The 13427-nt window shown below is 64.1% G+C and carries 14 protein-coding genes; 9 read left to right on the top strand and 5 right to left on the bottom strand.

All coding sequences use genetic code 11. From position 1 onward, the window contains the following. Positions 1-128: 128 nt before the first annotated feature. Complete coding sequence (locus PV768_RS01500; RefSeq protein WP_421092057.1) at positions 129-2744, top strand: DUF4268 domain-containing protein; 2616 nt, start codon at positions 129-131, stop codon at positions 2742-2744. A gap of 30 nt (positions 2745-2774) precedes the next feature. Here the strand turns inward: PV768_RS01500 and PV768_RS01495 are convergent, their stop codons facing one another. After that, on the bottom strand, positions 2775-3002 hold the full coding sequence (locus PV768_RS01495) for a hypothetical protein (RefSeq protein WP_421092056.1): 228 nt from the start codon (positions 3000-3002) through the stop codon (positions 2775-2777). Positions 3003-3083: 81 nt separating this feature from the next. Then, entirely contained in the window at positions 3084-4403 is a 1320-nt protein-coding gene (locus PV768_RS01490) for a hypothetical protein (protein WP_421092055.1), read from the bottom strand. Between the two features lie 253 nt (positions 4404-4656). On the opposite strand from PV768_RS01490, the gene PV768_RS01485 reads away from it, so the two are divergent. Next, entirely contained in the window at positions 4657-5283 is a 627-nt protein-coding gene (locus PV768_RS01485; protein ID WP_421092054.1) for a DUF4230 domain-containing protein, read from the top strand. 181 nt (positions 5284-5464) lie between these two features. Here the strand turns inward: PV768_RS01485 and PV768_RS01480 are convergent, their stop codons facing one another. Next, positions 5465-6103, bottom strand: coding sequence for a hypothetical protein (locus PV768_RS01480; RefSeq protein ID WP_421092053.1), 639 nt, complete (start codon positions 6101-6103; stop codon positions 5465-5467). Positions 6104-6329: 226 nt separating this feature from the next. Here PV768_RS01480 and PV768_RS01475 point away from each other — a divergent pair, with 226 nt between their 5' ends. Continuing rightward, positions 6330-7178, top strand: coding sequence for a class I SAM-dependent methyltransferase (locus tag PV768_RS01475; RefSeq protein ID WP_421092052.1), 849 nt, complete (start codon positions 6330-6332; stop codon positions 7176-7178). A gap of 59 nt (positions 7179-7237) precedes the next feature. Here the strand turns inward: PV768_RS01475 and PV768_RS01470 are convergent, their stop codons facing one another. Beyond that, positions 7238-7813 (bottom strand): HNH endonuclease, encoded by a 576-nt coding sequence (locus PV768_RS01470; RefSeq protein ID WP_421092051.1) that lies wholly within the window; start codon positions 7811-7813, stop codon positions 7238-7240. 249 nt (positions 7814-8062) lie between these two features. Between PV768_RS01470 and PV768_RS01465 the strand changes: the two genes are divergently transcribed. Together PV768_RS01465 and PV768_RS01460 are read left to right on the top strand one after the other, a co-directional pair. Next, positions 8063-8800 carry a hypothetical protein gene (locus PV768_RS01465; RefSeq protein ID WP_421092050.1) on the top strand — a complete coding sequence of 246 codons (738 nt, stop codon included), beginning with the start codon at positions 8063-8065 and terminating at the stop codon, positions 8798-8800. A gap of 20 nt (positions 8801-8820) precedes the next feature. Beyond that, positions 8821-9327, top strand: a complete 507-nt coding sequence (locus PV768_RS01460; protein ID WP_421092049.1) for an SRPBCC family protein — start codon at positions 8821-8823, stop codon at positions 9325-9327. Between the two features lie 102 nt (positions 9328-9429). Here the strand turns inward: PV768_RS01460 and PV768_RS01455 are convergent, their stop codons facing one another. Beyond that, positions 9430-9849 carry a heme-binding protein gene (locus tag PV768_RS01455; RefSeq protein WP_310114718.1) on the bottom strand — a complete coding sequence of 140 codons (420 nt, stop codon included), beginning with the start codon at positions 9847-9849 and terminating at the stop codon, positions 9430-9432. Positions 9850-10030: 181 nt separating this feature from the next. On the opposite strand from PV768_RS01455, the gene PV768_RS01450 reads away from it, so the two are divergent. Genes PV768_RS01450 through dhaK form a run of 4 tightly spaced genes read left to right on the top strand, consistent with a single transcriptional unit; the run spans position 10031 to position 13402 of the window. After that, positions 10031-10894, top strand: a complete 864-nt coding sequence (locus tag PV768_RS01450; RefSeq protein ID WP_321215577.1) for a class II fructose-bisphosphate aldolase — start codon at positions 10031-10033, stop codon at positions 10892-10894. Next, positions 10894-11721, top strand: coding sequence for an HAD-IA family hydrolase (locus tag PV768_RS01445; RefSeq protein WP_421092048.1), 828 nt, complete (start codon positions 10894-10896; stop codon positions 11719-11721). Before PV768_RS01450 ends, PV768_RS01445 begins: the two co-directional genes overlap by 1 nt. Then, a complete protein-coding gene (gene dhaL, locus PV768_RS01440) occupies positions 11718-12356 on the top strand; it encodes a dihydroxyacetone kinase subunit DhaL (RefSeq protein ID WP_421092047.1) in 639 nt (212 codons plus the stop codon). Before PV768_RS01445 ends, dhaL begins: the two co-directional genes overlap by 4 nt. A gap of 50 nt (positions 12357-12406) precedes the next feature. Then, a complete protein-coding gene (gene dhaK, locus PV768_RS01435) occupies positions 12407-13402 on the top strand; it encodes a dihydroxyacetone kinase subunit DhaK (RefSeq protein WP_321215579.1) in 996 nt (331 codons plus the stop codon). Positions 13403-13427: the final 25 nt, after the last annotated feature.

Genomic DNA, 13427 nt, shown 5'->3' with positions numbered 1-13427 from the left:
CGCCAGCAGTTCGGTGTGCCGGGGAAAATGTGCCCGGCGGCGTGCAGCGCCTCCTTGTTCAGCGGCGCGGTGCAGATGGCCTGCACCTGTAGTCTTTTGCATAAGTTTCGTGACCTCAGGAGGTACGTGTGGTTCGAGCGGAAAATGGGACGCTTGCGGGTGTTCTTGAAGGCAAGAAGCAGTACCAGGTACCTCTGTACCAACGGGTGTACTCGTGGGGCAAGAGGCAGCTCGACCAGTTGTGGTCTGACGTTGTGGAGCTGGAGCGCACCCTTGGCGACGACCCGAAGGCGTCACACTTCATCGGCTCCCTCGTCCTAGCGAGCAGTCCTGATTTCGGGGCCATCGGCGTCAATAAGTTCCTTGTCGTTGATGGCCAGCAGCGCCTGACCACCCTGACTCTTCTCTTGGCTGCACTCCGAGATCATTTGATTGAAACCGGGGAAACTGACCGAGCTCGTGGAATCGATGCCCAATACCTCATCAACGTCTACGACAACGGCAAGCCACTCAAGGTGATGCCGACGCAGACAGACCGGCCCGCCTATATGGCTGTTCTCAACCGCGCTCCTCAGGCCGGCGGAGAGGATACCATCGGCGACGCCTACCGATTCTTCCGCTCGAAGATCGCCGCAGCTGACGACCCAGACGACCCACACGACCTCTATCTGCTCGAGGCCGCCGTCGTCCGCGGACTGGCGCTCGTCGTCGTCACGGCTGAACCGTCAGACAACGCACACCGCATCTTCGAGTCCTTGAACAACACTGGCCTTCGCCTGACACAAAGTGACTTGCTCAAGAACTACCTGTTCATGCGGCTCGGTGACCGTGCAGAAACCGTCTACGACAACATCTGGCTTCCACTAGAGAAAAAGCTTGACTCTGAGAACCTCGAGTTGTTGTTTTGGCTTGACCTCGCTCAGCGCGATGAACGGGCAAAACAATCTGATACATATGTAGGACAGCAAAAGCGGCTCGAGAAACTCAAGACCATCGAGCAGGTAGAAGCCGAGGTAATCCGTGTAGCCGGACTGGGGGACGTGCTCGCCACGATTCTCAACCCTATGGAGGAGAAACACGCCGAGATTCGCAGGCGCCTCGCCAGGATAAAAGCATGGGGCTCGGCAACCGCATATCCGGTCGTCATGCAGATCCTCGCCCGACGCGTCGGCGGGACCGCCGCCGATGATCAAGTGGTTCGGGCTCTTACATACCTCGAGTCCTACTTCGTCCGCCGGATCGTCATCGGCCGCGCCACCGCCAACCTGAACCGGACACTGCTCCAAGCTGTCGGTGCGATCAGTGGTGCCGAGGACATCGACGTGGCCCTACGCGACTACCTGTCCCGGGGCCGGAAGTACTTTGCAACCGATCAGCAGGTCCGAGAGGCAGTTCAGACTGTTGCCTTTTACTGGCAGGGCCGTGGAACGCAGAAAAAGCTCATCCTGCAGTGGCTCGAAGAAGCCTACCGTCCGAAGGAGGTCCTCGACCTCGACCCACGGCACCTGACTATCGAGCACGTTTTACCCCAGACGATGACCGAGTCCGTACGGGAAACGTTCGCAAAGGGTTTCGACTCAGACGCAGACATCGATTATGAGCATGAGCGCGTCGTACACACTCTGGGTAACCTGACTCTCAGCGGGTACAACAGCGAGCTCAGCAACAAGCCGTTCCACGAGAAGCGGGAGTTGCTGGCTAAGAGTGGCGTTTCAATGAATCAAGCGATCGCCGCGCACGCCACGTGGGGTGCTGACGAGATCAACGCGCGCAGCGCTGAATTGGCAGAGAAGATTATCGAATTGTGGCCGGGCCCCGACGAAAGCATTATTGCTGTGGGCGAGGAGCCGTCAGCTCTGCGCAGCCAAATTGCCGCGGTCGTGGCCGAGATCCCGGCGGGCCGATGGAGCTCCTATGGGGATGTTGCCATTGTGGCAAACACATGGCCACAGCCACTGGCTGGGATGCTCGCGAACTATCCGATAGCGAACGCTTGGCGAGTACTGCAAAGTGGCGGAACCATCTCGCCTGGTTTCCGCTGGCTCGAGCCCGGCCGCAATGATGACCCACGGACGGTCCTCGAGGAGGAAGGAATCAGATTCGATGCCGAAGGACGCGCGGATCGCGACCAGTTTATTGGTGCAGAGGAGCTTGCTGAAGCCGCGGGTCTGGACGTCGACGAGAATGTGATCGCCGCACGGCGCAACAGGGTGAGCGGTCATGCTCGGGCGGGAAACAACGTGGACCTGAAGAACGCCCAGCTGGACTTCTTCGAGCGCGTACGCAACTACGGGCTTACACATGCTACGAACATCGGAACGTGGCGTAAACCATCGCCACAAAACTGGTATGACGTGAGCCTCGGAGATTCTCGTGCAGTGATCTCGCTTTCGGTTAATTCGCAGAGCAAGCTTGTAACCGCACAGTTCTGGATCAATTCTGATAAAGCTTTCTACGCGGAGTTGCTTGCCCAGCGCACCGCCATCGAAGCCGATCTAGGGTTTGAGGTGGAGTGGGACGACAAGCCGGACCGCAAGGCCTCCAAGCTTGTCAGCAGGCGGCCCGGCGACTTCCTTGATGAAGCCCAGTCACAGGAACTCGTGGAATGGCTCGTAACGAGGGCTGACAGGTTTGCGCAAGTACTGGCGAAGTACCTGCAAAACCGGGATCGGCAAGGGACTCCGGAAGATCAACTCGTCTTGGAGTGGGAATCGGGCTTTGCACAACGACCCCCGGAAGGTTAGCAATGAGCTAGCAGGGCTCTAGCCCCGTTGCTACTTCTTCCGCATCTTGTTTATTACTTCCGCTGCTTTGCGGTAGGCCTCTTTTGCTTCGGGACTTGTTGCTGCACGATACATCTTCTTGCCGTCCTCAAGCAGTTTCCCTGCCTTGGCCTGCGTCTCGGGGTCCTTGGCGAGAGCGTAAAGCTTGGCGGCGGCAGTTTTTGCCTTCTGTCCGCCGTCCTTCAAAACAGCAGCGGCTTTGTCTGCTTTTCCGGCCATGGTTGCTCCGTATATTCGTAGGCGGGTTGTCTTAGCGAGTATGCGTCGGATGGTAGTAGGCGCATTGCCCACTCGAGTTGATTAGGCAGCGACTCCAGGGAAAACGACGAGGGATCCGTCACGCTTCCGCTCAATCTCAATTGCAACGTCATCCCGGTGGCCAGTTACTTGTAGACCGTCTCCCAAGGCACGAAGTCGGTACGAGGCCTGTAGAAGTTGGTCTACCTCGCCGGGCGTAAAAGCGGGAAGGCGGAAACCCCCGTCACGCTTCACCTCGAGCGCAGACAGTCGAAGAAGCACAGTGTTGATACCTGCCTCCAGCTCGTCGGTGCTGCGCCCGTCGTCGTGGAGCGTCCCGATAAAACTCTTGAAGGAATTGCCGGCGTCCTGCTGTGCGTGCTCGACTGCCTGAAGCACGAGCACCCGCCGTTTGAGAGCGATGGCCAGCCGTGCAATCTCCAGGTGCGCCCGGAAGGTTCCGCCTTCCTCGGTGATGCCAGGAAACGGCTTTTTCAATTCGCTTACCTCGACTGCGCCGTCGGGCATTGCATCCAGCGCCGCTTCCCACTTCTTCAGCCGCCGACGGGTGGCAGCGATAGCGGTGTTGATGCCGTGCACGGAGGAGTCAAGACCAAGCGAAAAGCCGATCCGGCCCTGGTCAAGGAGGATCGACGTCGCCTTGTCGATCGCTTCACGGCAACCGTCCAACTCGTTGCGTTCCTTATCGAGGTTGTCCTCGTGCAACTGCTCTAAGAGGTCAGTGATCCGCTCAATTGCTTCCTGACGCTGGTGCTCGGCATATGCGCTGACGCTCACGGCTACGGCCATCAGCACGAGTGGCGCGGCCACCGTCAGAGCTCCAGCACTGGCAACCGCAACGCCAGCCGTAGCTGCCGAACCAGTTGCAGCGCCGGCAGTACCTGCAGCTGCGGCTTTGCCAGCAACAGGCACAAACGTAGCCTTTGCCACAAGGCCGGTGGAGCCGAGCAGCCCGTCGTAAACGCCTCCGGCAACTGCCGTCGATGGCATGGGCCGAACAAGTCCTTTGCCCACCTGCGCAGCAACCTTGGCGGGTACCACCATCCGGTACAGCACCTCGCCCGCATCGGCCACGTTCAGCTGCGGGGGAGCGGATTTCGCTGTTTGGGTTGCCAGCTGCGCCAATTGCTTTGCTAGCGGGCTTGCAACGTCAAGTGGGATCCCGCCTTTACGGTCACGAGTCGGTGGCATGGAATGCATCTCGAGTGTGGCGATCGGGGAATCGGCAAGTGCCGCCAGAACCGTTCTAAGTTCTGCAAGACGAGCTGGCGTAAGGCCCTCGTTGCCCAACACGTCAGAAACGCTTACCGCCTCCGTAGCCAGGGTCCAGACCGGTACGAGTGCCTTGCTGTCAATGGTCACCTTTTGTCCCCCTCATGAAAGTGAATCCCGCCTTGGGCGGTGATGCGGCGCCGCATGAGGACTCGAGGACGCAGTCCTTGCTCAATTGCCACCGGTCGTTATCGTCCCACATTGAAGTCAGGATTTATGAAAGTGTCGCCAGCATGCCGTTGGACGAGTCCCGCTACACTGATCCTGAATCAGCCGGACAGCAGTTTCTGGAAGGCAACCAACAGGAACGGAACCCAAGCCGTTTCAACGCAAAAGGGGTCCAGTGTCCGAAGCTAAATCATTCAAGCCCGTCGCGCTCATTGCATCTGCGGTGGCGTTGCTACTGGCTGCACTGCTCGTAGCGTCCATGTTGGGGTACGGCCCGTTTTGGAACAAAAGCGAGCGGAGCCAAACCGTTCTTCTCAAGTCCGTCAGGGACGTAAGCCAATACCACGCTGCGGTTGGTAATTTTGAGCTTTTGTTGGACGAGAAAGAAGACACCGGGGGGCTTCCTGATTTCATAGCAGGACGACGGACGCTCTTTGTGGCAGCCGGCACTGTTAATGCCTTTGTCGACCTTTCAGGCCTCGCCGAAGAGGACATTGCTCTGTCAGCGGACGGAAAATCGGTGACGCTGCGGCTGCCCGAACCGCAGCTCGACAAGCCCAATATCGACCATGACCGATCATATGTTTACAGCCAGGATCGTGGCATCGCTGACCGAGTCGTAGATGCGTTCACGGCGCCCCAGCAGGCGGAGCTCTATCTCCTCGCCGAAGCGGATATGGCTGACGCTGCCGAGAATTCCGAGCTGCGGCAGCGAGCAAGTGAAAATACCAAGCGCATGTTGACTGGTCTGTTCGGGTCGCTCGGCTACAAGGTCGCCTTTGAGAGCACTACATCTGGCTAGATTGTGCCGTTGCGGATCTCCGGGCGCGGCACACCGGCAATGGTCAGCTCGTGTGCGCGCGTACTTCGCAGTGCAGCCCGGTGGTTGGGCCTTACCAGGGCCGGGTCAGCCTACGCCGCACCCGACCGCGGCAGGCCGCCGTCGTCCCTTCGGACCATCTCCCACTTCCCGCCCCATCCCGTCAGCTGGTGCTTGGGGCAGGAGGGGCTGCCAGCCTGCGGCCGCCGCCTGACACCATGAAGTAGCCCGCCGTCATCATGGCGAGCCCAAAGGGTATGGCCAGCAGGACGGCGGGGGTTTGCTCATTGGCGGCCAGCAAGGCGACGGTGCTGACCAGGAAGAGGATCCCGAGCCAGCGGGGAAAAATGCCTGAACGAAGAATAAGGACCCCGATCATCAGGAGGCCTGCGATGACGGCCAGGAGTCCGGGGATGACGAAGAAGGGCATCACGGGGAAGTCGCCGGCGAAGAATGCGCTTTGGACGATCTCGCCGGCAAACAACAGGACGAAGCCGGCCGCGGCTGTGATCAGGCCGGCGGTCGCGAGCTTCCGGCGTTGGCCGGACCGCCTTGCCAGCAGCGTCATTCCGGCGATGCCCACCAGTATGAGGAGGCACGCGGCAGAGCCGGCCACAGACACGATGCCGGTGGCTGAACGCAGCGCCCCAGTGGGGCAGTCCATGCCGACACAGCCAATGGGCTGCAGGTTATGCAGGAAGGCTGCCAGGGCAGCAAGCGCTCCGCCGAGCATGGCTGCCGCGCCGGCCCACGTGGGGAACTGCCCTGTCCAGAAGGTGTCGTCGAATCTTCCCTGGGCCACCACGGACTCCTAACTCTCTGGAGACCGGAAGTAAGTCCTCTCATGCTGGACCGGGCCCGCGCGGCGGTCAAGGGTTGCGGCTGCCAAGCCCGCAAGGTGAACATGCCGGTGAGTCCGTAGGACGCCTGCCGTTCCCCGGCAGGGAAGGAACGACGACGGCGGGACGCAAGTTCCGCCGTCGGCCTGCCTCTTCCTTCGCTGTGGAGCGCCGTTCTAGGGTCAGGGCGTGATCGTCCCCGATCTCTCCCAGAACGCCGCGGCGGTGGCGGATCACTACGACGAGCTCGATCCCATCTACCGCCGGGTGTGGGGCGAGCATGTCCATCACGGGCTCTGGGCGACGGGCCGCGAGACACCCGGCGAGGCCGTCGAGGCGCTGGTGGACACGGTCGGCGACCGGCTGGGACTCATACCGGGACAGGCGTGCGTCGACATCGGCTGCGGCTACGGGTCCACCGCACGGCGGCTTGCGGTGATCCGCGGGGTCCGCGTCACCGGCTTCACGCTGTCCGCCGAGCAGGCCCGCTACGCCGCCGTGCATCCCGTCCCCGGCGTTGATAGCCACGTCCGCGACTGGCTCGACAACGGGCTGGCCGACGCCTCGGCCGGTGCCGCCTGGGCGATCGAGTCGAGCGAGCACATGGTGGACAAGCCCAGGTTCTTCGCCGAGGCTCACCGCGTGCTCGCGCCCGGCGGCCGCCTCGTCATCTGCGCCTGGCTCGCCGGGACCGATGCCAGCGGCTGGAAGGTCCGCCACCTGCTCGAGCCGATCTGCCGCGAGGGGCGCCTGCCCTCGATGGGCACGCGCGAGGAGTATGAGGCGATGGCAACGGCGGCGGGCTTTGAACTCACCGGGTTTGAGGATGTCAGCCGCCGCGTCGCCCGGACCTGGCCGATCTGCGCTCGCCGGCTCATGAAGGCCTTGCTCACCGACCGCGAGACCCGCCGCCTGGCCCTGGGCGCACGCAACCGCAGCGCCTTTCTGGGCATTCCCCGCCTGATCCTGGCCTACCGCACCGGCGCGATGAGGTATGGGATCTTCACGCTCTCGAAGGCTGGAGACGGCGAGCGGTAAGCCGGCAAATCAACGCAGCGGAAGCCGACTGACCGCAAGTTTCAGTTCAAGGCACTGCCTCAGGGCACGGGCTGCCGTTCGCCCACGCTGAGGGAGGCCGACGGCGGCAGGTACTCCCGCCGTCGTCGTTCCATCCGTTGCTGCTGGCCCGGCGACGGGATTCTGGCACGCTTGGCGCGGTTGCATCTGGCACAGGCTGCAACGAAGTTCTGCAGGCTGGTGGAGCCGCCCTTGGACCACGGGTAAAAGTGGTCGCCGTGCTCGGCCGGTCGGCCGCAGCGGCGCCCGAAGCCGACTTCCAGTTCACACACACCGCCAGCCCGGGCCATCCCTTCACGGCGCTGTTGGCGCGTGAAACGGCGCACCGGATCCCGGCGCCGGACGTCCCGGCGGGTGATGACCGCAGCGGCAATACCCAGGACGACGGCGGCCACACCGGGGAGTGCAACTGCGGCGACGACGTTCTCCACCATGCCGCGCAGAACTCCCGCGGCGGCGGACGGCCCCGCTCCGGTTGCCGGTGTTGTCTTCGACATGAGCGCCGACATCACCGCGACAGCAAGCCAAACCATCACCGCTGAGTACGCCAGGCGAAGCCCCTGCCGGGTCCAGTAGATACGGCCGAGTTCCGGCATTGATTACCCCCAGTTTTCAGTTCGCCGGAGGCTCGTGGCCCCGGATGACTAGGGAATCCTATAGGCCGGACGCCGGGCGGTGTCCCAGGTTTAGCTCAGTTTTTGCCGAGGTTCCGCGTCCACTCTTGGCGGGAGGAGACGCACGTGGCTCCCGGCCCCGGCGTAGAGTGGGGTCACCAGCCGGTCACCCTGCTGTCCACCTCCCGTGTCAATTAGACGCAGGTCACTAACAGGTGCAAGGGTGGACGCGTGAATGCCGACATCAACTTCTATTTCGACCCGGTCTGCCCTTTCGCCTGGATGACAAGCAAGTGGGTGCGGCAGGTGCAGGCGCAGCGCGAGTACACCGTGGACTGGCGGTTCATTTCGTTGCGTCTGATCAACGCCCACGTTGACTACGACGCGCAGTTCCCGCCTGAGTACGAGGCCGGACACACGGCCGGGCTCCGGCTCCTGAGGGTGGCGGCCCGGGCACGTGCGGAGCATGGCCGCGAGTCGATCGCCCGGCTGTATGAGGCGCTCGGGACCCACATCTTCGAAGCTGCCCCGGACACGGCCGGCCAGCGCAGCGAGGCCGAGGTGCGTGAGGAACGGGGGACGCGGGAGTTCGTGGAGCCGGTCCTCGCCCAGGCCGGCCTGCCCCTGGAGCTTGCGGAGGCGCTCGACGACGACTCCTGGGACTGGGAGATCCGGCAGGAGACGGATGAGGCGCTGGGGCTGACGGGCAAGGACGTGGGCACGCCCATCATCCACTTTGAGCCGCCCGCCGGCGTGGCATTCTTCGGGCCGGTGATCAGCCGGCTGCCGGACGACCAGTCGGCCGCCGAGCTGTGGGACCACGTGGTGGGGCTGGCACGGTTCCCTGGTTTTGCGGAGCTCAAGCGAAGCCTGCGAGAGCGGCCGCAGCTTCCGGCCCTCGGGGTCACCTCCGGTGCAGTCGGTCAGCAGGAGGACTGGCACGGCGGCAGCCGGCGGCAGAAGAAGTGACTGTCTGTAAGGATGGACCCATGAATCAGAACAGCATCCGCCACCACCAGGAGTCGGTCACGGTCAAGGCATCAGCAGAGGCGCTGTACGACCTGGTCTCCGACATCACCCGCACCGGTGAGTGGAGCCCGGTTTGCACGTCGTGCTGGTGGGACGACGAGGACAGCGCCGGCCAGCCCGGTGCCTGGTTCACCGGCCGTAACGAGCTCCCGCACCGGTCCTGGGAGACCCGCTCGCAGGTGGTGGCTGCCGAGCGCGGCCGCGAGTTCGCCTGGGTGGTGGGCGGCAGGTTTGTCCGCTGGGGCTTCGCCTTCACCCCGGCAGACACCGGAACCGTCATGAGCGAGTCCTGGGAATTCCTGCCGGATGGCATAGCCATGTTCAAGGAGAAGTACGGCGATGAGGCTGACGCCCAGATCGCCGACCGCACCCGGCAGGCGCTGGACGGCATTCCGAAAACGCTCGCAGCGATCAAGCGGATCGCCGAGTCCGTCGCTGGCGGGGATGCCCGGGTGGCGAAGGGCTGACGGACCGCAGCGGGAGCCGGCCGAAGCGGCAGGGTCCCCGTGGCACGCCTACGAGCGCCGATTGTACGCAACGGGCAGCCTGCATCAGCTGTCAGGGGGCTGCTAATACGCCCCGGCTCCGGCCAGTGCAACCTCCTGGTCCTGCTCAATGGTCCCGGTGGACACCCCGATTGCCCCCATGATCCGCCCGTCCCGCACCAGCGGGATGCCGCCGGGGAACACTACCAGCCGTCCGCCGTGGGCGTCACTGAGCCCGTGGATGGGGCCGGCGGGGCGGGTGGCTTCCTGCAAATCGCCGGTCTCGCACTGGAACGCAATGGCCGTGTAGGCCTTGTTGATCGAGATCGTGATGGAGCCGATGTTCGCGCCGTCCATCCGGGCGTGCGCCTTGAGGTTGCCGCCGGCGTCAACGACCGCGATGTCCATCGGCTGACCTATCTCGGCGGCCTTCTTCGCGGCGGCGTCGATGACCTGCTGCGCTTCTTCGAGGGTGATGGTTTCCAAAACGCTTCCGTTAGCCATGGCGGGAGTCCTTTTCGCTGGTGGTGGGGGAGTGATTGTGATTCCGTGACACCACTTGAGCACGGGACCTGCCGCACGCAACAGGTGGGGATGACCCCCAAGCCCGGGTGCGGGTTTCCCCCCGTACCCGGAAAAGGAAAGCCCGCTTAGCGTTGAAGGCAGCCAAACAAGGAGGTTTCCCATGGGTGTTGTGCCCCTCAAGGACATAGTCGATCCGGCCTTTCACGCCCGCTACGGCGTTCCGGCCATCAACATTTTCAACGACCTGACCATGGAAGCGGTCCTCGCCGCGGCCGAGGAAGCAAACTCCCCGGTCATCCTGCAGACCTCGGTGAAGACGGTCCGCAGCATCGGCTCCCGCCAGCTGTTCGATATGTGGAAGTCGCTGACCGCCGGCATCCAGGTCCCCGTCACCCTGCACCTGGACCACTGCCCGGACCGGGAGGTGCTCACCGAATGCCTCAAAGCCGGCTGGAACTCCGTGCTTTTTGACGCCTCCAGCATGCCGGTGGAGGAAAACCAGCGCCAGACCATCGAGGTGGTTGCCGAGGCCCGGCAGTACGGCGCCCAAGTGGAAGGCGAGATCGAGGCGATCACCGGCGTCGAGGATGACCACGGCTCGGACGACGTCGCCCCCCAGCAGAGCCTGGAAACGGTGCTGAACTTCATCGACGCCACGGGCATCGACGTCTTTGCACCCTCGATCGGCAACGCGCACGGCTCCTACAAGGCTGCCCCGGTGCTCGACCTCGGCCGGGTCACCGAGATCGTCGAGGCCCGGCACATCCCCATCGCCCTGCACGGCGGGTCCGGCCTGAGCCAGGAGCAGTTCGCGGACCTGATCGCCCGCGGCTGCGCGAAGGTCAACATCTCCACCGCCTTGAAGGAAACGTTCATGCAGTCCTCCCTGGCTTTCCTCAAACAGGCCGAGCAGGACAACAAGTGGGACCCGCCGTCCCTGTTCAAGCACACACGCGGGGAGGTCATGGCGATGGTCAAGGAGCTGACCGAGCAGTTCGGCAGCGCCGGCAAGGGCGGTCGTTGATGCCGGCCCTGATCTTCGACTGCGACGGCGTCCTCGCCGACACCGAACAGCACGGCCACCTCCCGGCCTTCAACCGTACCTTCACCGACTTCAACGTCCCGGTCCAGTGGAGCGTCGAAGAGTACGCGGAGAAGGTCAAGATCGGGGGCGGCAAGGAACGGATGCGCAGCATCCTCACCCCGGAACTCGCCCATAGCCTGGGCCTGAAAGACGACGCCGCCGTGGACAAGGCCATTCTGGCATGGCACCAGCGGAAGACCGCCGTTTACAAGGACATGGTGGCGTCCGGAGTCATGCCCGCCCGGCCCGGGATCGCCCGGATCGTCCAGGAAGCGCATGACGCCGGATGGACCCTCGCGGTGGCCTCCACCTCGGCGGAGCCGGCCGTCCGCGCCGTCCTCACGCACGCCGTCGGCGAGGACCTCGCGAAGCATTTCGCTGTGTTTGCCGGCGATGTCGTCCCGGCGAAGAAGCCCGCCCCGGACATTTACCTGCTCGCGCTCAGGGAGCTGAACCTTGACCCGGACGACGCGATCGTGGTTGAGGACAGCGCCAACGGCCTGCGCGCCGCCCTGGGCGCGGGACTGCGAACCCTGGTCACGGTCAGTGGCTACACCCGTGAGGAGGACTTCACCGGCGCCTCGCTCGTGGTGAGCTCGCTGGGCGACCCCGCCGGCGAGGCCACCGAAGTCCTGGCTAACGACGCCGGCGTCGACGTTTCCGGCGTCGTGACCCTCGCGACGCTGCAGGCCATCCTGTCCACGCCCAGGCCAGGCACCGGCGCCGCAAACCCCGCCGCCCATTCGACCCCCACGGAGACCCCATGACCGCCACCGACCTCGCCGACGTCGAATACGTCGTCCGCACCCTCGCGCAGACTGCAGTCGATAAGGAAAAGGAGTTCGGCGACCTGGACGCCGTCGTGGGCGACGGCGACCTGGGCTACTCCCTGGCCCGCGGCTTCGAGAAGGTCCTGCAGGACTGGGACAGCTTCAAGCGCGACGACGTCCCCACGTTCCTGCAGCAGATCGCCCTGGCGATCTCAAGCCGGATCGGCGGCACCTCCGGCCCGCTGTGGGGAACCGCGTTTCTGCGCGCCTCCGCCGCGGCGAAGACCGTGGACACCATCGACGGCACCGCCGCCGTCGCCATGCTGCGCGCCGCCGCCGAGGGCATCATGGCCCGGGGCGGCGCGAGCCTGGGAGACAAGACCCTGCTGGACGCACTCGTCCCGGCCACCGACGAGCTGGAACGCCAGCTCGCCGCCGGTGCCGGGGCCGCCGAATGCCGGGCCGCGTTCGCGAAAACCGTCAGGGAATGCGCGGACGCCACCAGCAAGCTCGAGGCCAGGCGGGGCCGGGCCAGCTACAGCGGCGAGCGCAGCATCGGCTCCCCGGACGCCGGCGCGGTAGCGATCGCCATCATCATTGAACGCATCACCGAGGGCTGGGACCAGCGTTAGCCCTGTTTGCCTTCCCATCAACCTGACCAGCACAACGACGTGGAGATCACATGAAAAAGTTCGTCAACGACCCCAAACAGTTCGTCCCCGAGATGCTCGAAGGGCTGGCCCTGGCCAACCCCGAGACCCTCAAGTACGTCCCCGAATACAACCTGATCATGCGCGCTGACGGCCCGGACCAGAACAAGGTCTCGATCGTGCAGGGCTCCGGCTCCGGCCATGAACCCGCGCACGTCATGATCGTGGGCAAGGGCATGCTTGACGCCGCCTGCCCGGGCGACGTGTTCGCCGCCCCGCCGTTCGACTACGTCTACGAGACCACCAAAATGATGGCCTCGCCCAAAGGCGTGCTGCTGCTGGTGAACAACTACACCGGCGACAAGATGGTCTTCGACATGGCCCAGGAAATGTCCTCCGCCGAGGGCATCCAGGTCAGGACCCTCTTCATCAACGACGACGTCTCCGTGGAGGACTCCACCTACACGATCGGCCGCCGCGGCGTGGCCGGGAACTTCTTCGTCATCAAGGCTGTCGCCGCCGCCGCCGAGCGCGGCGCGGACCTGGACGAGGTGATCCGGATCGGTGAGAAGGTCAACTCGGTCACCCGCAGCATGGGCGTCGCACTGACCGCCTGCACCCCGCCGTCCAAGGGCAGCCCGCTGTTCGAACTCGGTGAGGACGAGATCGAGATCGGCGTCGGCATCCACGGTGAACCGGGCCGGCGTCGGGCGGCCATGATGAGCGCCAACGAGATCGTCGAGGAAATGCTCACTCCGATCGTCCAGGACCTGCCGTTCGGCGACGGGGACCGCGTGGCACTCATGATCAACGGCCTGGGCGGAACCCCCATCAGCGAGCTGTACCTGCTCTACGGCCAGGCCCACAAGCGCCTCGCCGAGCAGGGCATCAGCGTCGGCCGCAGCTACGTCGGCGAGTACTGCACCTCCCTGGACATGGCCGGGGCGTCCATCACCCTGGTCAAGCTCGACGACGAGATCGAGTCACTGCTCAGGGACCCGGCCGAGATCCCGATCCGGGTGTTCTAAAGGGCCCTCCCAATCATTGGGGTGG

The sequence above is a fragment of the Pseudarthrobacter sp. CC4 genome (assembly GCF_048957775.1).
Lineage (GTDB): Bacteria > Actinomycetota > Actinomycetes > Actinomycetales > Micrococcaceae > Arthrobacter.
The sequence above is the reverse complement of the archived record's forward strand: the minus strand, read 5'-3'. Positions and strand labels throughout refer to the sequence as shown.

Bases quoted from the DNA above. Each gene is read 5' to 3' on its own strand.
- PV768_RS01495 (WP_421092056.1), bottom strand. From the start codon at position 3,002: ATGGCCGGAAAAGCAGACAAAGCCGCTGCTGTTTTGAAGGACGGCGGA.
- PV768_RS01470 (WP_421092051.1), bottom strand. From the start codon at position 7,813: ATGCCGGAACTCGGCCGTATCTACTGGACCCGGCAGGGGCTTCGCCTG.
- PV768_RS01460 (WP_421092049.1), top strand. From the start codon at position 8,821: ATGAATCAGAACAGCATCCGCCACCACCAGGAGTCGGTCACGGTCAAG.
- PV768_RS01455 (WP_310114718.1), bottom strand. From the start codon at position 9,849: ATGGCTAACGGAAGCGTTTTGGAAACCATCACCCTCGAAGAAGCGCAG.
- PV768_RS01450 (WP_321215577.1), top strand. From the start codon at position 10,031: ATGGGTGTTGTGCCCCTCAAGGACATAGTCGATCCGGCCTTTCACGCC.
- PV768_RS01445 (WP_421092048.1), top strand. From the start codon at position 10,894: ATGCCGGCCCTGATCTTCGACTGCGACGGCGTCCTCGCCGACACCGAA.
- dhaL (WP_421092047.1), top strand. From the start codon at position 11,718: ATGACCGCCACCGACCTCGCCGACGTCGAATACGTCGTCCGCACCCTC.
- dhaK (WP_321215579.1), top strand. From the start codon at position 12,407: ATGAAAAAGTTCGTCAACGACCCCAAACAGTTCGTCCCCGAGATGCTC.